Here is a 20,483-nt window from a genome sequence, read left to right as displayed (position 1 = left end):
AAAAACTATAAAAAATATATTTTCCATGTTGTCTAAAGTCAAAATATGCTTATAGTTTGGAACGCCATTAATAAAAAGAAGTAAAAGTAATGAAGAGAAGGTACCAACCCCCAAAAGTTAGAGTAAATAATCTAACTTTTGGGGGTCTTTTTGTATGGCTAAATATAGTGCTGGATTTAAATTGAAAGTTGTGAAGGAGTATCAAAATGGGACGTTGGGATATAGATTATTGGCAAAAAAATACGGTATGCCAAGTTCCTCACCTATAGAAAAATGGGTAAATCTATATACTCACTATGGGGAAGAAGGGTTAATTCGAAAAAAAACAAAAGAAGTCTATTCTGTTCATTTCAAACTAGATGTATTACACTTTATGAAACGAACAGGTGCTTCTTATCAAGAAACGGCTAATTCCTTCGGAATAAGAGAACCCTCTATCATTGCGAACTGGAATCGAGCATTTAATAAAGAAGGTGTAGAAGGCCTGAAATCTAAATCTAAGGGGCGACCTTCTATGTCTAAACAACCAAAGAAAAAGAAACCAAAAGATAATGGAACTATGTCTAAAGAGCAAGCACTTGAACGTGAAAATGAGCTTCTCCGTTTGGAGAATGCTTACTTAAAAAAGTTAAAAGCTTACGAGGAGAATCCGAATGCTTACCTCGAAAAGCACAAGCAGCTGTGGCATTCGAGCTCAAAGAAGAAGGATACAAATTAAAGGATGTCTTTATAGTTGTAGGAATTCCAGAAGCTACGTACCATTACCATTTAAAGCGGTTGAACTCAGAAGACCAAGATAAAGATCTAAAAGATAAGATTTCAGAGCTCTTTTATCAATTTAAAGAACGCTATGGATACAAACGAATTACTAATGAATTGAATAAAAATGGACTGGTAATCAATCATAAAAAGGTTTATCGTCTGATGAAAGAGTTGGGCCTGAAGTGCATTAAATTCACTCGTAAGACTAGAAAGTACAATTCTTATAAAGGAACGGTTGGGGAAGTCGCAAAAAACTTACTAAACCGACGGTTTTCTACTCCCTTTGCATTACAAAAATTGGTGACAGATGTAACTGAATTTAAATGTTTAAATGATCAGAAACTTTATCTTAATCCAATTTATGATTTATATAATGGAGAAATCATCTCGTATGGTATTAGCAAACGTCCAACATTAGACCTAGTATTAGGTCCTTTAGAAGATGCCATTCAGATAGTAAAAAAGAACGGTACGGTTCGCACCACGATCCACTCAGATCAAGGATGGCTTTATCAGCATAAAAAATGGAGACAGCATTTGAAAAAGAACAAAATTTTTCAAAGTATGTCTCGAAAAGCTACCTGTTCTGATAATGCCGCAATGGAGAATTTCTTTGGTATTATGAAACAAGAAATGTATCATGGAGAGCCTCTAGTTACCTATGATCAACTCAAGAAACAAATCGAAGAGTATATCGATTGGTATAATACCGTCCGCACAAAACAAAAACTGGCAGGCTTAAGTCCAGTAGAATACCGAACTCAAACCAGCCAGTTGGCTGCATAATATTAAACTCTAACTTTTGGGGGTCAGCACCGTCTTATTTTATTTAGAGAGGATGTTAAAAATGGAAGAAATGGAACTGATATTTTTTGAAATTATCTCAACAGTAGGTACAGCGAGGTCAGCTTTTATTGATGCAATCGGTCTTGCAAAAAAAGGAGACTTCAAAGCTGCTGAAGCTAAAATCAATGAAGGAAATGAACACTTTTACAAGGACATAAATCGCACGCAAAACTGATTCAAAGAGAAGCCAGTGATGAAAAATTAGAATTTAGTTTAATCTTGGTGCATGCTGAGGATCAGATGATGAGTGCTGAAGCTTTCAAAATATTATCTGAGGAGTTTATAGACGTTTATAAACGAATCGAAGAAGGCGAGTAAATGAATAAGTGGGCGCTTTTTATCATATCAATCGGCTTTTTAATCCTAGCAAGCAGTCCCATGTTCACGAACCAAATTGTTTCTATACTAATGGGCGGGGTCGTTATATCTCTGGGCATTTACGTTTACATGAAAAAAGGAAAGGATGAGTGACATTTTAACATTTCCAAAAGATTTTTACTTCGGTAGTGCAACTTCAGCCACACAATCAGAAGGAACGTATGAAGGTGACGGAAAAGGCCAAGATATATGGGGCAAGTGGTTCGATATGGAACCTGAAAAATTCTACAACGAAGTAGGTCCTTATAAAACGACGACGATGTATAAGCATTATAAAGAAGATATCCAGCTCCTTAAACAAACTGGACACAATTCTTTTAGAACATCGATCAGCTGGGCGAGACTTTTTCCAGAAGGTCATGGTGAGATAAATGAAAAAGCCGTTGCATATTATAGAGATTATTTTGAAACATTGAGAAAGCATGATATTGAGCCGTTCGTTAACTTATTCCACTTTGATATGCCTGCAGCCTTGCAAGATATTGGTGGATGGGAAAATCGAAAAGTAGTAGACTACTATACAGAGTATGCCAAAGCATGTTTTGAATTATTTGGCGATGTTGTCAAAAAATGGTTTACATTTAATGAGCCAATTGTTCAAGTGGAGACGGGGTATTTACTTCAATACCAATATCCAATGAAAGTTGATGCTGCCCTTGCAGTAAAAGTTGGCTATCATACAGCTTTAGCAAGTGCTTGTGCTGTCAAAGAATTTAAAAAATTAGATACAGACGGGAAAATAGGTATTGTTCTAAACCTTTCTCCGGCATATCCTCGAAGCAATAACGAAGCAGATATGAGAGCGGCAGAAATAGCAGAAGCTTTCCAGAACAAGAGCTTTTTGGATCCAGCTATAAAAGGTGAATTTACACCATTACTTGTCGAATTAATCAAAAAACATGACTTAATGCCTGATTATGACGAGGAAGATTTGGATATCATCAAGAAAAATACGGTAGACTTTTTGGGTGTTAATTATTATCAGCCCGTTAGAATTAAAGCAAGAGACAGTGTTACTAATCCAGACGCACCATTCTTACCAACGTACTACTTTGATATCTATGATATGCCAGGTAAGAAAATGAATCCGTATCGTGGCTGGGAAATATATGAAAAAGGAATTTACGATATTGCCATGAACATTAAAAATGACTATGGAAATATTGAACGGATGATTACTGAGATCGGTATGGGTGTTCAAGATGAAGACCGCTTCAAGAAAGATGGTATGATCGAAGATGATTACCGTATCGACTTCTATAAAGGGCATTTGAAATGGCTTCACAAAGGAATCGAAGAAGGATCCAATTGTGTCGGTTATCAAGTCTGGACACCGATCGACTGCTGGTCATGGCTAAATGCTTACAAAAATAGATATGGCCTGATCGAACTTGATCTAGAAACGCAGGAACGAACGATTAAAAAATCCGGTTACTGGTTCAAAGACCTTCATGATAATAATGGGTTTGAATTATAGAAAGGGTGAGTTTGTGTGAATGATCTAAAAGTAGTCGTTATAGGTGGCGGTTCGTCCTATACACCTGAACTGGTCGAAGGATTTATCAATCGTTATGATGAGCTGGAAATTACAGAACTGCATTTAGTCGATATTGAGTCGGGAAAAGAAAAATTAAATACTATTTTTAATCTATCAAAGCGAATGATTGAAAAAGCTAATGTTGGCATCAAAATTTTTCAAACCCTTGACCGGCAAAAGGCACTTGAGGATGCAGACTTTATTATGACTCAAATTCGAGTGGGCGGATTGGATGCAAGGGTATTGGATGAACGAATACCTCTTTCACATGGTATTATTGGACAGGAAACCAATGGAGCTGGCGGAATGTTCAAAGCTTTGCGTACGATTCCTGTGATTTTAGACATAGTGGAAGATGTTAAAAAATATGCTAAAAAAGATGCATGGCTTATTAACTTTACAAATCCAGCAGGTATGGTTACTGAAGCAGTCAATCGCTACAGTGATTTTGACCGTGTTGTTGGCTTATGTAATATTCCAGTCAATATGAAGAATCAATTCGGCGAAATTTTCGATGTTGACCCAGAAACTATCGAATTAGATATTGTCGGGGTCAATCATCATTTCTTTGTAACAGATATCCTTTTGGAAGGGAAATCTTCAATCAAAGCATTGTTAGACATGTATGCATCCGGTGAATTACAAAACACACCAACAATGAATAATATTGAAAGCTTGCAGTGGTCTAAATCATTGATCAAGTCACTGGAAGCAATTCCGAACCCATATTTAAACTATTACTTTATGACTAAAGAACAGTTAAAAGCCGAACGGGAACAGTATGAAGAAAATAATGTTCGAGCAGAAGAAGTTAAGAACATTGAGAAAGAACTCTTTCAAGAATATGCTGATCCGGATTTAGATGTTAAACCGAAAGCATTAGAAGAACGTGGGGGTGCTTATTATAGTGACGCGGCCTGCTCGCTTGTTGATTCCATTGTGAACAATAGACACGATATTCAGTATGTAAATACATTGAACAAAGGGACAGTGAGCGACTTTCCGTATGAATCGGTAATAGAGACAGCATCAATCATTACAAGCGATGGACCGAAACCTTTAAATTACGGACAGATTCCGTATAAACTAAACGGTACACTACAAACGATAAAAACATTTGAACGTATGGTATGCGAGGCAGCTGTCAAAGGTGATAGAGACATAGCCATTGCAGCCCTCACTCTGAATCCATTAGTTGACTCAGATACCGTAGCAAATGACGTATTCGAAGAATTGTACCAAGCACATAAAACGTATTTACCTCAATTCGATTAGACTTTTTAAAGAAGCGAATAGAGAATTAAAGAAAACTCCTGAAGATACTTAGCTATCTTCAGGAGTTTTTGACTACTCTTAGAAACCCGTGAAGCCGATGGATTACGATGACGAGTTTTGGTTGAAATAACCGAAACTGGTGACGCAAACCGATTAGCGTCACGAGTTTTATAGATATGACTGAGAACTCATGAAGCAAATCTGTAACGTGGTCGAGTTTTGATTGAAACACCCCAAACTCAGCACGCAAATCGTTTAGCGTCACGAGTTCAGACTAAAACAGTCAAAACTCGTCCAGCAAAAGACAGCAAACCAAAGCTCGCGCCGACTTCCATAAATAAGAAATGATTTTTAAGATGACATTTTCGCCCCAGGGAAAATTTACGACTATCAAGAGAAGCTTAAAGAAAAAATGTAGCTACTCACTTTAATAGCGGATTGTGTTTTTTGCACAAAAAATAATTATATCTTGAAAAATATGACTATATAAAAGTAGTATACATTTAATAAAAGAGATGAGTAGTAGGACGTTAAATGCTATTATATAATGTTTATACAAGAAATTAAATTAATTTAATGATGTAGAAAAAACCTGTGTTTAATCAATTTTTTGTGATATACTCATTGGTGAAATAATTCACAAAAAGGAGATGTACAGATGAAAAAAAGAATGGTTTTAGCTAGTTTATTGGGTGCCTCTTTATTCTTAAATGGATGTGTCGGCGCAGATGATGCAACCTCAGATAATAAGGTTGAGGATACTGGAAAAGAAGATACGAAAAATGAAGAGGAAGACGCCACAACGTCAGCTACTTATCGAGAGTATACAGATATTTCAGAACTTGAAGATCAATATGATGTCATTATTGTTGGTTCTGGTGGAGCTGGATTATCAGCTGCAATCGAAGCTAAAGATGCGGGTGCTAACCCAGTTATTTTTGAAATGATGCCCGTTGCAGGTGGGAACACAAAAAAATCTTCAGCAGGTATGAATGCCTCTGAGACAAAATTCCAGGAAGCAGCTGGAGTGGAAGATTCAAATGAAGCCTTCTTCGAGGAAACAATGATAGGAGGGAAGGAAACGAATGATGAGGAGCTATTAAGCTATATGATTGATAATTCAGCAGATGCTATCAACTGGCTGGACTCTATTGGTATCACTCTGGATAATCTAACGACGACAGGTGGAATGAGTGTCGAGCGAACGCATCGTCCTTCAGATGGATCAGCAGTAGGTGAATACTTGGTCAATGGATTACTAGATAATGCTTATGAACGAGATATTTCATTGTTTGTTAACTCTGAAGTACAGACTATTCTTGAAGAGGACGGAAAAGTAACTGGAGTAGAAGTCCTTGTCAATCAAACGGAAGAAAGAACGATTAAATCAGATGCTGTTATTGTTGCCACGGGTGGATTTGGAGCTAATTCAGAAATGGTCGTAGAAAATGATCCGGCATTAGAAGGATTTGTTACTACAAATCATGAAGGAAGCACTGGAACAGGGATAGAAATGATTTCTTCATTAGGTGGCGATGTTGTAGATATGGACGATATTCAAATTCATCCAACAGTAGAACAATCTTCTGGATACTTAATCACTGAGGCAGTACGAGGTGAAGGAGCTATTTTAGTTTCAAATGAAGGCACGCGTTTTACGAATGAAATGAACACGCGAGACGTTGTGTCTGCAGATATTATTGCTTTACCTGAAAAGAAAGCTTATTTGATTTTTGATGACGGAGTTAAGGAAAGAGTCAAAGCAATCAATAAGTATGAGAGTGAAGGTTTTGTTGTAAGTGGAGACTCAATTGAAGAACTTGCGAACGAAATGTCATTACCAGCCGAAGCATTAAATGAAACAATCGAAACATGGAATAAATCAGTTTCTGAAGGAAGTGATAGTGCATTCGGACGAGACACAGCCATGGATGAAGATTTATCCAATGGTTCCTATCACGCTGTAGAGGTTGCTCCTGGCGTTCACCATACAATGGGGGGCGTTCATATAAATACATTCACAGAAGTAATAAAAACAGATGGGAATAAAGTTGAGGGTCTATATGCTGCTGGAGAAATGACAGGCGGTATTCATGGATCTAATCGTATTGGAGGAAATGCTGTCGCAGATATCATTATATTTGGTAGACAAGCTGGTAAACAAGCAGCTAATTATTTACAAAATTAAGTTAAATCTCTAAATAGAGCCAGAAGCAGGTGGATATTAAACCTGTCTCTGGCTTTTTTTATAAAATGTATGAAAATGAACCTCCATATCCGTATTATTGTTAATCTACCACTCATCTGTCATATAATGTGATTAAGTATAAATGAAGGGAAGTTAACTGTAAGAAAGGGGATTGCGATGAATACTTTGAAAGTAAAACAGTCTAAATGGATTTTGACAGAAGAAGGAACGGATCCTGAAATCATACGACAAAACGAAACGCTTTTTGCCTTATCCAATGGCCATTTTGGTACACGAGGAAGTTTGGAAGAGATCAACAGTCCTAGTAAATATAGTAATAGTGAAGCAACACTCGTAAATGCATTTTATGACAGTGAACCAATTGAGTATGGCGAATGGGCTTATGGTTATGCCAAAGAGCATCAAACGATTATCCCCGTACCAAACGGTAAAAAGATAACGCTCAAATTAGATCATGAGATTTTTGATTTGGAGGCTGGCAAGACAACTAAGCATAAGCGTGAACTCGATTTGAAAAAGGGTATATTGAAGCGAACCTTTACATGGGAAAATACTCAAGGTCATAAAATTGATGTAGAAATTATTCGGTTTGTTTCTTATGATCACAAAGAACTGCTAGCACAAAAAATTACAGTGACTCCCTATAATGATAACAATGAATTAGAAATCATAACGGAACTTGACGATTTGAAAGAGTTAGGAAGTAGAAAAAAAGATACAAGCAAGGATCCAAGAGTTAAGGAACAAGGAGAAAGACGTTTTCATTCAGAACGTTTTAAAAAAGATTCTGTCGATTTGTTGCATATAGAAACTAACCATACAAAGTGCCATTTAATTGTAGGAGAGAAAGATAAATTAAAGGGTTTCAAGAGTCCCATTTATAATAAAAATAATTCTGAAAAATTTATAGTTAAAACTAAAAAAGGTAAACCTGTTGTGTTAGAACGATTAGTTGCGTATAGCAACATGTTTGACGAAGAGGACAAACAAGAAGAAATCGCTCAAAAGACAGCAACAATCCTCAACGAAACATCTGTCCTTGGCTTTGAAAACCTTTTAGAAAAACATATAAAGCATATGGAAAAATTTTGGAATATGTCTGATATTGAAATTGAAGGCAATGATGAATTACAAGTTGGACTGCGTTTCAATTTATTTCATTTACATCAAGCGGCTGGTCGGGACGGCAAACGTAACATGTCTGCAAAAGGACTCACGGGTGAAGGATATGAAGGGCATTATTTCTGGGATACTGAAATGTACATGCTTTCTTTTTTTCTTTACACACAACCTGAGATAGCTAAGCAATTATTAACCTATCGTTACACAATACTTGAAGAAGCAAGGAATAGAGCACGCATTATGTCCATAGATGAAGGTGCGCTATTTGCTTGGCGTACGATTAATGGCAAAGAAGCGAGCCCTTATTATCCTGCTGGAACAGCACAAATTCATATCAACGGAGATATTGCTCATGCAATCTATACCTATATAAAAGTGACTGGGGACAAGCATTTTGGTATGAATGAAGGACTTGAGATCCTTGTAGAAACTGCACGCTTCTATGCCAATTGGGGGCATTATGATGAGAAGCGAGAAGGAGCCTTTGTACTAAATAATGTAACTGGACCGGATGAATATACAGCAATTGTTAATAACAACTATTATACAAACCTCATGGCAAAACATAATTTCAAGTATGCCATTGAGATGGTTGAAGCTACCCTCGAATCAAATGAAGAGCGAGGCAAAGATGTACTGGAAAGAATTAATTTCAAACATCCGGAATTAGAGAATTGGAAAAATGCTCAGAAAAAAATGTTTTTACCGTACGATGAAGAGCAAGGATTAACAATGCAAGATGATAGTTTCTTCCATAAAGAAGTATGGGATCTTAAACATACACCAAAAGAAAAGTTTCCACTCCTTCTACATTATCATCCTTTGACGATTTATCGCTACCAGGTAAATAAACAGGCAGATACAATCTTAGCTCAATTCATTTTCTCACATGCGTTTTCCCATGATCAAAAGGTACGCGACTATAATTATTATGAATCTGTCACGACTCATGATTCGTCCTTATCTCGGTCAGTTTTTGGTATGATGGCTAGTGAATTAGGGTTTATGCAGAAGGCGTATACGTATTTCATGGATACAGCATTGATGGATTTAAGCGATTTACAGAGCAATACGAGAGATGGTGTTCATGCTGCAAATATGGGTGGAACGTGGATGAGTATGGTATATGGTTTTGGCGGATTAAGACTTATTGGCGACAGGCTAAACTTTAATCCACGTCTACCAAAAGAATGGCAAGCGGTTACCTTTAAAGTGACATTCCGAGGACGAATCATAAAAGTCTCCATTAAAAAGGAAAAAACGGAATACAAATTGATTGAAGGGGAACCTCTTGTTATAAATCATTTCAATGAGGAAAGACAGTTAAAATAAATGAAAATAAAATAGGGATGTGAACATGCCAGTCACATCCCTATTTATGTGCTATATATAACGTTAAGAATAGATCAATGTAAAAAACTAGTTGTTTGGTGGTTGCAACAAAATAAGAAAAGACTGCTTTAGTTGTCTTTTTTAAGACAATAATAGCAAAAAAATTAGAAAGTTAAAGAGGTTGGGAAACCCCAACCTCTTTAACTTTCTAATTTATGTGATTTTTTATAACGATTTCTGGTACTGTAAGGTTTTTACGTGGTTTAACGTTCGCTAGAATAATATCAGCGACGTCATCTGGTTCCATTAAATGTGTGATTTCCTCTTCTTCATAAATATCATCCCAGAAATTAGTCTTCATGCCACCCATATAAGCAGCTAAAACATGAATATCTGTATCGGCAACTTCTTTAACCAAGCTTTCTGTGAATCCTCGAGCGCCAAACTTGCTTGCGCAATACACGGATTCAGTTACTTTACCGGTTAAGCCTGCTGTTGAAATAACTTGAATAATTGTTCCTGAATTTCTCTCTTTCATATCCGGCAAGACGGCTTGCGTACAAAAAATGGTTCCCTTTAGATTGATATCAATCATTTGATCGACAGCATCTTCGGAAATAGTTTCAGCTTTATCAAAAACACCCACACCTGCATTGTTTACAAGAATATCTACTGGCCCATTTTCTTCTTTGATATCTGAAAAGACTTTTCTAACCTCTTTGTTAGATGATACATCCAGCGTATAAATTGAAACGTTGTCTGACTCTATGCTTTCAGAAACCTTTTTCAGCTTGCTGAATGTTCGGCCAATAAGTGTAACGTGATGACCCATCTCTGAATATTTTAGAGCAAGGGATGAGCCTAAACCACTACCGGCACCTGTAATAACGACATGCTTTGCTTCCATTAATTATTCCTCCTTCGATTTCTATCTCTCACTATCAAAGTACCAGATATTTAGCTTTTTAGCAATTTTTAAAGATGATACATTATAGGAATACTAAGCAAAAGATAAAGGTTTAAAGAGACTAGGCGAGGAATCGGTCTGAGTATTTTACAGCTTTTAATCAATACGATAGTTACTAAATATATGGAGTAAAACTTCCATAAAATTAGAGCAATACATGATCCTCTTTTGAAAAAGTAAAAGTGAAATCACTTTAATAAAACTTCAATAAAGGATATAATACTTAACGTTCCATAGTAACGAAAAGGATCAACCAATATTAAAAGAGCAAACGATTTATTGAGGGGATTATAATGAATAAAAAGAGAAAGCCGTATAAAATTGGACTAATGCTCGTTCTTCTTGCCGGGCTGGCTTATTTTCTTTATTGGGGAAATAATGCTATAGAAGTTTCGCGTTACAACTATCAGAATGCTGAGCTCCCAGAAAATTTTAATGGTTATAAAATTGCGCAAGTTTCTGATTTGCATAACAAGGCATTCGGTGATGAATTGATTGATAGGATAGAAAAACAACAACCTGATATTATAGTGATAACGGGGGATCTTATTGATAGCAATCGTACAGATTTAGCTGTTGCAAAGGCCTTTCTAGAGGAAGCCAAAATACATGCGCCAGTCTATTTTGTATCAGGCAATCATGAAGTTGCATCAGGCAAGTATGACGAGTTGAAAAGAATTATTGATACTCTCGGTGTCGTCAATTTAGATAACGCAAACCAACTCTTAGAAAAGGATGGGCAGCAAATAAATTTAATTGGAGTGGCTGATCCACTTTCCATTTTTCAAGAAGAGATTGAAAAAGAAGGGTCAAAAGAAGCAATTATTCTTAGTGAAATTAATGAGGGAGTAGAGGTAGATCCTGAACTATTCTCCTTACTCTTAACGCATCGACCGGAGCTTATCGATGTCTACCAGCAAGGGAGTATCGATCTAGCTTTAGCTGGCCATGCACATGGTGGACAAATTAGATTGCCTTTTATCGAAGGACTGTATGCTCCTTCGCAAGGCATTTTACCAGAATACACAAGTGGATTGTATAACTCACATGACACCGCGATGATTGTCAGCCGTGGTCTTGGTAATAGTCTTTTTCCATTGCGCATTTTTAACCGTCCAGAACTGGTGATTATAACTTTGGAAACAAAATAAATATGTGAAGTAATTTTTCAATGAGAAATAACCGACTTTTCTTACTTCTACCCGTAGAGTTAAGTATAATAGTCACTATTAATTACATTGCACTATAATGCGATGTGTTGCACTGTATTGCATGATGAGGAGAGATAATTTGCAAAGTAAAAGTATGAAACATTGGACAGTTGCGGTCATGATGTGTGGGGTAGCAATCAGTGCTGTAGGGTTGCCCGTTATGACAAATGGTGTGTTTATCACTCCAATAGCTGATACCTTAAACGTTTACCGTGGATCAGTTGCTATGCACAACACGTTAAGTTTATTTATGAAAGCTGTCATGTCGCTTTACGTCCCGCGATTAATTAGACGTTTTGGTTTCAAGCAAACACTTTTTGCAGGTGTTTTTTTGGCAGGTGGGGCAAACTATTTACTCGGTTGGTCAGTAGCACTTTGGCAATTTAATATTTTAGGAACGATTAGAGGAATAGGTACGGGACTTTTAGCGTGGGTTCCGTTGACTATTGCAATCAATGAATGGTTTAGTGAAAAACACGGCCTTGTGACAAGTATTGTTCTGAGCTTTAGTAGTATCGGTGGAGCAATATTTTCCCCTGTTTTTTCTAATTTAATTTTATCTATCGGTTGGGAGCAGTCCTATCGATTTATGGGAATGCTTATTGTGCTGTTCTCATTACCAGCGATACTTGTTCCATATACTTTGAATCCTAGAGATAGCGGATATTTGCCTTATGGAACAGATGATTCGGAAGAAGGACAAGCGAAAGAAAATGACATTCTGAAAAGGGATGAACAACGCGAGGTTTCTATGTTAACTTTTGGACTCTTATTTATGTTCACACTTCTTCAAACACTATTAATTGGTGTACCACAACATTTCCCAGGCTTTGTTCAGTCGATTGGTTATACGACAGAGATTGGCGCAACGATGTTGTCAATTGCAATGGTTAGCAGTATCGGATTTAAATTGGGACTTGGTTATATTAGTGATTATTTTGGACCTGTAAAAAGTACCATTGGTGTCTTGCTTATCATTGGCCTATCTAGCACGCTTTTACTAAGCTTTGAACAGATATCTATTTTGTATGTGGGAGCATTTTTATTTGGTGCGGCTTATTCTATCCCATCCGTCAGTGTGACATTATTGACGAAAGAATTTTTCGGACGCTACCATTTTACTCGTTTGTATCCAATTTTAGCGTTCGCAAATAGTTTAGGAGGTGCAATATCTATTTCAGCTGTAGGGTTTATTTATGACTTCACAGGATCCTATTCACCAGCTTTTGCAGTCGCAACAGGAATCAACATACTAAATATGCTCGTTATATTTAGTATTGTGAATCGTTTAAAAGCACGCAATGTTGCTAATTAAAAAACGAATGATTTGAAAAAATTCATTTATATTAATTACTCTTATCTTCTTCATATATAATATGCTATGATGAAAGTAATGATTATATAGGAGGATATCAATGAATTACACTTATCAAAATGCAAGTTACCAAACTGTTCCAGCGCCGCTCCCTGAAGAGGACTTAAAACAGGTTGTGTTGACTGATGAAACAATGAATGAACGGTATGAGAAAGTTCTTGAAAAGATGAAAGCGGACGGTTTGTCTACTTTGGTTATTTATGAGGATCTAGAACATGGGTCAAATTTTGAATACTTGACTGGTTTCTTGACACGTTTTGAAGAAGGGCTCCTTGTTCTTCATGATGATGGTAAGGTTTATTATTTACTTGGTAATGAAAATCTAAAACTAATTGATCATGCGCGATTGAAAGGCGAACTTATCCATGTCCCGCACTTTTCACTTCCAGATCAACCAATGGAGCCTGAAACACCGTTGAATGAGCTGCTTAACGATTCTGTAATTAAATCTGATAAGCATGTGGGTATTGCTGGTTGGAAATTATTTACAGGGAAAACGGATAACAAAAAGTATTTCGATATTCCGCATTACATTCTTGAGCAGATTATTTCTGTGGCAGGGAAAGAAAAGGTTGTTAACGCAACTGCTTTATTCACTGGACCAGAAGGTGTTAGAACCCAAAACAACGTCAATGAAGTGGCTCATTATGAATTTGGCGCAGCTTTAGCTTCGCAGCGTATGCTGAAAACACTAGACGCGATAGAGGTTGGCGTCAGTGAATGGGATTTGGGTGGCGTATTAAATGCTTATGGTCAGCCCAATAACGTTGTTACGATTGCAGCAGCAGGGCAACGCTTTGTAAAGGCAAATGTTCATCCTTCAGAAAACAAACTGAAACTAGGCGATAAATTATCTCTTACAGTCGGCTATAAAGGGGGCCTTCAAAGTCGTGCACATCTAGTCGTTCATGATGAATCAGAATTACTTGATGAACACAAAGACTACTTGGATAAAGTCGTGAAGCCATATTTTACAGCGGTAACGGCTTGGTTAGAGCAAGTTCATATTGGCATGAAAGGGAAAGAGCTTTATAATTTAATTGAAACAGTATTCCCTAAAAATCAATATGGATGGGAATTGAATCCGGGACATTTAACAGCGGATGAAGAGTGGATGGCTTCTCCAGTGAAAGAGACATCTGAAACGACACTTAAAAGTGGCATGCTTTTTCAGGTAGATATAATTCCTTCCGTCAAAGGCTATCCTGGTGTGAGTGCAGAAGGTGGCGTGATTTTAGCTGATGAAGAGTTACAGAATCAGTTGAAAACCAATTATCCAGATGTGTGGAATCGAATGGAAGCAAGAAGAGCTTATGTAAAAAACACATTGAATATAGATGTTCACAAGGATATTTTGCTTTCTGGCAATGCAACACCTTACCTTCGTCCCTTTGCATTAAATAAAAACAAAGCTATGGTCTGGGATGGAACACCCTCCAATTAATGCCTTGCTTTAGATTTAAACTGAAATTTTGTATAATAAATGAAGAACGTTTGAGAGGAGACAAGAGTTATGAATAAACATTATTTTGAAACAAATGATGGTTTACGCCTTCCTAAAGTTGGTTTTGGTACTGTCTATGTCAAAGGAACACAAGGTGTAGCGAGCACACTTTCCGCTATCAATAATGGGTATCGTCTTATTGATACATCTACGAACTACAATAACGAAGGTATGGTTGGGGAAGCAGTTAGGCAATCCTCAGTTCCGAGGGAAGAGCTGATTATCAGTTCAAAACTTCCTGGTGAAGCACATGACTATGATAAAGCTATTTTAATGATTCAAGAATCCCTTTATCGTACGGGGTTAGATTATTTTGATAAGTATCTCATCCACTGGCCTTTACCGAGAATAGATAAATACGCCGAAGCATGGCAAGCATTAGTTGACGCGCAAAAATTTGGCTTAATCAAATCCATCGGTGTATCAAACTTTTTGGAAGAACACTTGGATCGTATCATTGATGAAACAGGAGTCACGCCGGCTACAAACCAAATTGAACGCCATCCTTATTTTAATAATAATGAATTGGTTAGAGTCAATAAAGAGCGCGGTATTTTAACAGAAGGCTGGAGTCCTTTTGGAAGAGGCAAGTTGAATGTCTTAGATATAGATGTTCTAAAAGAAATCGGTAAGAAGTACGGAAAATCTCCCGCTCAAGTCGTTTTAAGATGGAATATTGAAAATGACGTATTAACTGTGGCTAAAGCGGCTTCTCCAAAAAATCAAAAGGCCAATCTTGATATCTTTGATTTCTCATTAACGGATGAAGAGATTGAATTAATTAATACCTTGGATAAAGGAGAACCTGGAAGAGTCGAAGGTCAGCATCCAAACGAATATGAAGAATTCGACTAGGTCAAAGCAAGTAACATAAATCATAATAGGTCAAGAAAACGCTCAGTAGCAAATTTACTGGGCGTTTTTCTCTTGGAACGATTATTAACATAAAAAGATAGGGCATAAACGATTAGAGTGTTACTCAAAACTTTTGAAAATTACATTAAAAAGAAGGAAGAGGCTTCTTACATGCTATACTGGGTAAAATAAAGCAAACCGAAGGAGGCGAATGAAATGTTTACAAAAATCATTGATAAAAATATTTCTTTGAAGCTGAAAGATTATCAAGATAATGACGCTTTTTTTCAACTAATCGATTCATCGCGGGATCATTTATCCTCTTACATGGTGTGGGTAAAGAGTGTTCAATCGGTTGGTGATGTTGAGAAGGCAACCCGACAGCATCTCCTTGAGTATGTAAATAAGCAAGCCTTGCATTGTCTGATTCTCTATAAAGGCGAAATAGCTGGAAGCATTAGTCTGCAAGATATTAATTGGTCCACGCGTTCGGGAGAAATCGGATACTGGCTAGGCCCTGACTTTACCGGACTGGGGATTATGACAAAAGCGGTAAGCACTCTGTTGGACTATGCTTTTATGGAACGTGACCTACACAAAGTTGAAATCTGGGCAGCTGAAGAAAATATAAAAAGTAGAAACATAGCCAGGAGACTGGGCTTTATCCAAGAAGGTACTCGACGAGATGATGAATATATCAATGGGAAATATCTTACGATGGTGATTTATGGCTTGCTGAAAGAGGAATGGCAAAAGATGGAGTCAAACACTAAAAAAGTCTAAAACAAAGAATAATCGGTAGAAAAAACGTCGCCTTCCTTTAAGGGAGACGACGTTTTTTACACGTCAACATATATTGATTAATCTTAGTTTAGACTTTGAGAAATGAATGTGAAGAAATTTGAGGGAGATTTTAATCTATATATTTAATATATGTGGACTTCGACACATTAAAAAATAAAACAAGGCTTGACCTGTCGAAGATTGAGTAGTTCGACACATTCTCACTTGGGAAACGTTGGAATTGTCCGAACTTGGCACGACTTCGACATTTAAAAAAATAAATCAAGGCTGAAACTGTCGAAGATTAAGTTGTTCGACACATTTTCGCTTGGGAAACTTCAAGAGTGTCCGAACCCAGCCCACCTTTGACACATTAAAAAATAAAACAAGGCTTGACCTGTCGAAGATTGAGTAGTTCGACACATTTAGCCTTGGAAAACTCGAGAAGTGTCCGAACCGAGCAACGCTCCTTAATTAAAAATCCTTTCCTCTGTATCACTAAGACGATAGAAGCAGACTATCTTTACTCAAAAGTACTCAAAAATTACTAGCCCATTGTCGCTTATACTATTATAGAATAAGCAAAATATGTTATGATAAAAAAATAAAGACAATATGGTAAGAGTTATGTTTTATCATAAATATCATTTACAAAGGAGTCCTTATGAGAAAAACTATTATTGTTATTCCTGTATTAAATCCAAATGATGCCTTCCTCCCTTATGTAAGGAAGCTGATTGATGAACAATACGCATCCATTATTATCGTCAATGATGGTAGCGCTGCTGAGAAGGCCCCGTTATTTGAAACGCTTAAAAAGCTTCCGGAAGTGACGGTATTAACGCATTCCGTCAATATGGGGAAAGGGCGTGCCTTAAAGAGTGGGTTCAATTACATATTAACTGATCCAAATGCGTCAGACTATTCGGGAGTCATTACAGTTGATGGCGATGGACAGCACACAATCGAAGATGTACTCAAACTTTCCTGTAAAATGGAAGAAGAGGCAGCTAATGCTTTAGTACTTGGAGTAAGAAGCTTTAATGAAGATAACGTACCTTGGACAAGTCGTCTGGGGAACACCATAACTAAACATCTTTTCAAACTCTTATATGGTAAAGGGTTGGTTGATACACAAACCGGACTTAGAGGAATTCCTATAAGCCTTTTGTCAACTTTCGTAGCTATTGAAGGGGAGCGTTATAGCTATGAAACGAATATGCTTGTTGTTGCGGTGAAAGAAGATATTACTTTCCAAGAAGTACCTATTGAAACGGTGTATATTGAAGATAATGTCGAAAGTCACTTCAATGCGCTGAAAGATTCTGTGGATATTTATGCCTTGCTGTTCAAGAATTTTTTCAAGTTTATGAGTGTATCTTTTTCTTCTTTTTTGATTGATCTTGCTTTTTTCCAATTCTTCTTATTTTTATTTAGCTTTTTAATCACACGGAGTCAAATCATCGTCGCAACTATCTTAGCGCGCGTCGTATCTAGTGTATTTAACTTTGTACTCAATCGAAGATGGGTATTTGAAAGTGATAAAAATTTAAAGCAAACATTAATTAGTTATTATGGACTTGCTTTGGTGGTAGCACTGGTATCGGGGATAAGTGTGTATTGGCTATTCCAACTAACCAGCATAAAGGAATTAATTTTAAAGATAGTTATTGATGCACTCTTATTTATTATGAGTTACCGTATCCAAAAATCACTTGTCTTTAAAACGCGTGAAAAATAAAAAGGTCCAACCTTAAAGATGTTTAGTCTTTTCTAGGTTGGACTCTTTTTCGTTATTTTGTAACAATTGTTTCTGCAATAAACATATCTGCACGTGACTTTGTTATACCGTATTCGATTGTTTCGCCTGTATCGAGATAAGTGATTTGTTCTGTTACAGCAACGGGATCATCTTTCTCAATATCTAACTGAAGAGCTTCATCTTCGTCTGCTTTTTTAACCGTGTACTGACGGTGAGCGCTTTGGATAGTTAAGTCTAAGTCTTCTTTAAGGTAGTGATAGATAGAATTTTCCAAATGTGTCTGCTCAAGGCCGGGGACGCGTTCAATAGGCATGGCTGTTTTTTCCAACACAACTGGTTTATCGTTTATATATCTTAAGCGATAAATAGTGTAAACAAAACTACCGGGTTTTAAATTTAATTTATCCATTACAATGTCATCAGCCTGGATAACGTCAAAGTCCAAGATTTTACTAGTGACTTTATTACCATCCTTGTCATAGGTAGCTGTAAATCCATTGAGTTGGTTCAATTGGGTGATACGATTAATTTCTTTTTGACTCAAGTCTTTAACGAATGTACCTGACCCACGACGCTTAATAATTAACCCCTCATCAACGAGTAAATCCAATGCGCGCTTGACTGTCATCTTACTTGTGGTGTAAGCTTCACATAGGTCCTTTTCAAAAGGAAGCTGTGCTGTTGCAGAATAGTCGCCATTAATAATTTTATTTTTAATATCAGTATAAATTTCTTCATATTTTTTCATAACGCACCAAACTTTCTTTTATAGTTGACTCGCATGGTAGAGTATAACATACCCAAAAACGAACTTTGTGCCATTCGATGACAACTATAATTTTGTTCAAACGAATAAATAACACGTCTTATACTTGTTATGATATACTTAATAAAAGCAAAAATCAAGCAGTTGGAGGGACTAATATGTTAAATATAGTAAAAAATAAATTAATTGTGTCTTGTCAAGCTCTCTCGGATGAGCCACTCTATAGTTCGTTTATTATGGGACGTATGGCCAAAGCAGTAACAGAAGGTGGTGCTGCAGCGATACGTGCGAACTCGAAAGAAGATATTGCAGAGATTAAAAAACAGACCTCTTTACCAATTATTGGGTTAGTTAAACGTCATTATCAAGGATCAAAGGTTTATATTACAGCAACAATGAAAGAAGTAGATGAGTTGATGGATGCGGGGAGTGACATGATTGCACTCGATGCGACGAAGCAGGAACGTCCTGAAGGGGAAAGTCTTGAAGCATTTGTAGAAGCTATTCGGGCAAAGTATGATGATGTTCTCTTGATGGCCGATACCTCTACCGTTAAAGAAGGCGTTGAGGCTGAGCGTTTAGGTTTTGATGTTGTATCAACCACACTTGTCGGCTATACAAGCTATACAGAAAACGAATCAATTTTTGAGAACGATTATGCTATGCTGAAAGAGTATATAGAAAATATTTCCATACCAGTTATAGCTGAAGGAAACGTTGATACACCTGAAAAAGCAAAGGCTGTATTAAATCACGGGGCATATTCGGTCGTTGTTGGCAGTGCGATTACGCGCCCACAAGCGATAACGAAGAGATTTATTGATACGATGAATAACTAGGAGTAAAAGTTTAGATAAAATGCAAACCCGCTAACTTTAAAGAGTATGAGTTAACGGGTTTTTGCATGCAGAAATTACTTGCGAACGTCTTTAATTTTATCTAGTTTCGTAACATCTTCTTTAAAAATCTTGAAATCAAGTTGTTTATTCTCGATAATACGTTTTTCATGCGTTGATTTAGGCAGAGGTAAAGTATCTTTTTCTAAACAATAACGGATAGCTAGTTGTGCAACGGTCACATCATATTTTTCTGCCATCTCTTTAAGTTCAGGTAGATTTAGAATATCTCCAGTAGCCAGAGGTGAGTAAGCTTCGACAACAATACTATGCTCTTTACAGAATGCCAAAAGGTTCTCTTGATCTTTTCCGATATAAAAGGGAATTTGATTAGCTAAAGGTACGATATCACAGGTTTCTAAGATAGGCTTTAAATGTTTGATTTCAAAATTCGATACACCAATTGCTTTTATCTTACCTTCTTTATACAAGGCTTCCATAGCTTTCCAGGATTGGATGTTTCCTTCTGTACACTCTTTTCCTATATCGTCCCACGGCCAGGGCGCATGGATAAGGTAGAGGTCAAGGTAATCAACACCTAAATGAGTCATTGTTTTATTGAAAGCTTCAAGTGTTTCATCATAGCCTTTAATATTTGCAGGAAGTTTACTTGTGATAAAGATATCTTCACGTTTCACATCGAAGTCGTGAATAGCCTTACCAACATTTTCTTCATTTTTATAAGCGAGGGCCGTATCAATATGAGTGTAGCCGTTTTTTAAAGCCATCGTCACAGAATCATAAGCTTCCTCATTTGGGATTTGCCACGTTCCAAAGCCTATACTGGGGATGCTGACACCATTGTTAAATGTAAATGTTTCCTTGTCCATCATTCAATTCCTCCTATATTATTCATCTGCCATAAGTATAACGTAAAAATAATGAAAATGCTTACTTAAGGTT

General features: G+C 36.8%; 16 protein-coding genes and 2 pseudogenes. 15 read left to right on the top strand and 3 right to left on the bottom strand.

What is annotated here, in order from left to right; all coding sequences use genetic code 11:
• Positions 1-154 precede the first annotated feature (154 nt).
• The 8 genes and pseudogenes from BMX83_RS02215 (at position 155) to BMX83_RS02185 (ending at position 9,461) form a co-directional block, all read left to right on the top strand.
• Positions 155-718: a helix-turn-helix domain-containing protein gene (locus BMX83_RS02215; RefSeq protein WP_091632730.1), complete on the top strand. Its 564-nt coding sequence runs from the start codon at positions 155-157 to the stop codon at positions 716-718.
• Positions 679-1,548: pseudogene (locus BMX83_RS02210) on the top strand (IS3 family transposase); the annotation flags it as partial. The gene BMX83_RS02215 and the pseudogene BMX83_RS02210, both read left to right, overlap by 40 nt.
• A 52-nt stretch (positions 1,549-1,600) precedes the next feature.
• Positions 1,601-1,926: pseudogene (locus BMX83_RS02205) on the top strand (PTS sugar transporter subunit IIA).
• The gene (locus BMX83_RS10860) at positions 1,927-2,079 is read left to right on the top strand and encodes a hypothetical protein (protein ID WP_177170462.1); all 153 of its coding nucleotides are present in this window, start codon (positions 1,927-1,929) and stop codon (positions 2,077-2,079) included.
• Between the two features lies 1 nt (position 2,080).
• Entirely contained in the window at positions 2,081-3,463 is a 1,383-nt protein-coding gene (locus BMX83_RS02200) for a glycoside hydrolase family 1 protein (RefSeq protein WP_091632774.1), read from the top strand.
• A gap of 15 nt (positions 3,464-3,478) precedes the next feature.
• Complete coding sequence (locus BMX83_RS02195) at positions 3,479-4,798, top strand: 6-phospho-beta-glucosidase (RefSeq protein ID WP_091632723.1); 1,320 nt, start codon at positions 3,479-3,481, stop codon at positions 4,796-4,798.
• A 658-nt stretch (positions 4,799-5,456) separates the two neighbouring features.
• Entirely contained in the window at positions 5,457-6,986 is a 1,530-nt protein-coding gene (locus BMX83_RS02190; RefSeq protein ID WP_091632720.1) for a flavocytochrome c, read from the top strand.
• A 177-nt stretch (positions 6,987-7,163) separates the two neighbouring features.
• Positions 7,164-9,461 carry a glycoside hydrolase family 65 protein gene (locus BMX83_RS02185; RefSeq protein ID WP_091632717.1) on the top strand — a complete coding sequence of 766 codons (2,298 nt, stop codon included), beginning with the start codon at positions 7,164-7,166 and terminating at the stop codon, positions 9,459-9,461.
• Between the two features lie 208 nt (positions 9,462-9,669).
• Here the strand turns inward: BMX83_RS02185 and BMX83_RS02180 are convergent, their stop codons facing one another.
• Positions 9,670-10,368, bottom strand: a complete 699-nt coding sequence (locus BMX83_RS02180; RefSeq protein WP_091632714.1) for an SDR family oxidoreductase — start codon at positions 10,366-10,368, stop codon at positions 9,670-9,672.
• A gap of 353 nt (positions 10,369-10,721) precedes the next feature.
• On the opposite strand from BMX83_RS02180, the gene BMX83_RS02175 reads away from it, so the two are divergent.
• The 6 genes from BMX83_RS02175 to BMX83_RS02150 all read left to right on the top strand — a co-directional run bounded on the left by BMX83_RS02175 (position 10,722) and on the right by BMX83_RS02150 (position 17,897).
• Positions 10,722-11,579, top strand: coding sequence for a metallophosphoesterase (locus BMX83_RS02175; RefSeq protein ID WP_091632711.1), 858 nt, complete (start codon positions 10,722-10,724; stop codon positions 11,577-11,579).
• 139 nt (positions 11,580-11,718) lie between these two features.
• The gene (locus tag BMX83_RS02170; RefSeq protein WP_177170461.1) at positions 11,719-12,954 is read left to right on the top strand and encodes an MFS transporter; all 1,236 of its coding nucleotides are present in this window, start codon (positions 11,719-11,721) and stop codon (positions 12,952-12,954) included.
• 100 nt (positions 12,955-13,054) lie between these two features.
• Positions 13,055-14,458, top strand: coding sequence for a M24 family metallopeptidase (locus BMX83_RS02165; RefSeq protein ID WP_091632705.1), 1,404 nt, complete (start codon positions 13,055-13,057; stop codon positions 14,456-14,458).
• A gap of 69 nt (positions 14,459-14,527) precedes the next feature.
• Entirely contained in the window at positions 14,528-15,373 is an 846-nt protein-coding gene (locus BMX83_RS02160) for an aldo/keto reductase (protein ID WP_091632702.1), read from the top strand.
• 216 nt (positions 15,374-15,589) lie between these two features.
• Positions 15,590-16,156 carry a GNAT family N-acetyltransferase gene (locus tag BMX83_RS02155; protein ID WP_091632699.1) on the top strand — a complete coding sequence of 189 codons (567 nt, stop codon included), beginning with the start codon at positions 15,590-15,592 and terminating at the stop codon, positions 16,154-16,156.
• 664 nt (positions 16,157-16,820) lie between these two features.
• A complete protein-coding gene (locus tag BMX83_RS02150) occupies positions 16,821-17,897 on the top strand; it encodes a bifunctional glycosyltransferase family 2/GtrA family protein (protein ID WP_091632697.1) in 1,077 nt (358 codons plus the stop codon).
• Positions 17,898-17,949: 52 nt separating this feature from the next.
• Here the strand turns inward: BMX83_RS02150 and BMX83_RS02145 are convergent, their stop codons facing one another.
• Positions 17,950-18,666, bottom strand: coding sequence for a GntR family transcriptional regulator (locus tag BMX83_RS02145; protein WP_091632694.1), 717 nt, complete (start codon positions 18,664-18,666; stop codon positions 17,950-17,952).
• A gap of 176 nt (positions 18,667-18,842) precedes the next feature.
• Between BMX83_RS02145 and BMX83_RS02140 the strand changes: the two genes are divergently transcribed.
• On the top strand, positions 18,843-19,523 hold the full coding sequence (locus tag BMX83_RS02140; RefSeq protein WP_091632692.1) for an N-acetylmannosamine-6-phosphate 2-epimerase: 681 nt from the start codon (positions 18,843-18,845) through the stop codon (positions 19,521-19,523).
• A gap of 74 nt (positions 19,524-19,597) precedes the next feature.
• Here the strand turns inward: BMX83_RS02140 and BMX83_RS02135 are convergent, their stop codons facing one another.
• The gene (locus BMX83_RS02135; protein ID WP_091632689.1) at positions 19,598-20,413 is read right to left on the bottom strand and encodes an aldo/keto reductase; all 816 of its coding nucleotides are present in this window, start codon (positions 20,411-20,413) and stop codon (positions 19,598-19,600) included.
• Positions 20,414-20,483: the final 70 nt, after the last annotated feature.

The sequence above is a fragment of the Alkalibacterium gilvum genome (assembly GCF_900109085.1).
GTDB classification, from domain to species: Bacteria; Bacillota; Bacilli; order Lactobacillales; family Carnobacteriaceae_A; genus Alkalibacterium; species Alkalibacterium gilvum.
The sequence above is the reverse complement of the archived record's forward strand: the minus strand, read 5'-3'. Positions and strand labels throughout refer to the sequence as shown.

Bases quoted from the DNA above. Each gene is read 5' to 3' on its own strand.
- BMX83_RS02215 (WP_091632730.1), top strand. From the start codon at position 155: ATGGCTAAATATAGTGCTGGATTTAAATTGAAAGTTGTGAAGGAGTAT.
- BMX83_RS10860 (WP_177170462.1), top strand. From the start codon at position 1,927: ATGAATAAGTGGGCGCTTTTTATCATATCAATCGGCTTTTTAATCCTA.
- BMX83_RS02190 (WP_091632720.1), top strand. From the start codon at position 5,457: ATGAAAAAAAGAATGGTTTTAGCTAGTTTATTGGGTGCCTCTTTATTC.
- BMX83_RS02185 (WP_091632717.1), top strand. From the start codon at position 7,164: ATGAATACTTTGAAAGTAAAACAGTCTAAATGGATTTTGACAGAAGAA.
- BMX83_RS02180 (WP_091632714.1), bottom strand. From the start codon at position 10,368: ATGGAAGCAAAGCATGTCGTTATTACAGGTGCCGGTAGTGGTTTAGGC.
- BMX83_RS02175 (WP_091632711.1), top strand. From the start codon at position 10,722: ATGAATAAAAAGAGAAAGCCGTATAAAATTGGACTAATGCTCGTTCTT.
- BMX83_RS02165 (WP_091632705.1), top strand. From the start codon at position 13,055: ATGAATTACACTTATCAAAATGCAAGTTACCAAACTGTTCCAGCGCCG.
- BMX83_RS02160 (WP_091632702.1), top strand. From the start codon at position 14,528: ATGAATAAACATTATTTTGAAACAAATGATGGTTTACGCCTTCCTAAA.
- BMX83_RS02155 (WP_091632699.1), top strand. From the start codon at position 15,590: ATGTTTACAAAAATCATTGATAAAAATATTTCTTTGAAGCTGAAAGAT.
- BMX83_RS02150 (WP_091632697.1), top strand. From the start codon at position 16,821: ATGAGAAAAACTATTATTGTTATTCCTGTATTAAATCCAAATGATGCC.
- BMX83_RS02145 (WP_091632694.1), bottom strand. From the start codon at position 18,666: ATGAAAAAATATGAAGAAATTTATACTGATATTAAAAATAAAATTATT.
- BMX83_RS02140 (WP_091632692.1), top strand. From the start codon at position 18,843: ATGTTAAATATAGTAAAAAATAAATTAATTGTGTCTTGTCAAGCTCTC.
- BMX83_RS02135 (WP_091632689.1), bottom strand. From the start codon at position 20,413: ATGATGGACAAGGAAACATTTACATTTAACAATGGTGTCAGCATCCCC.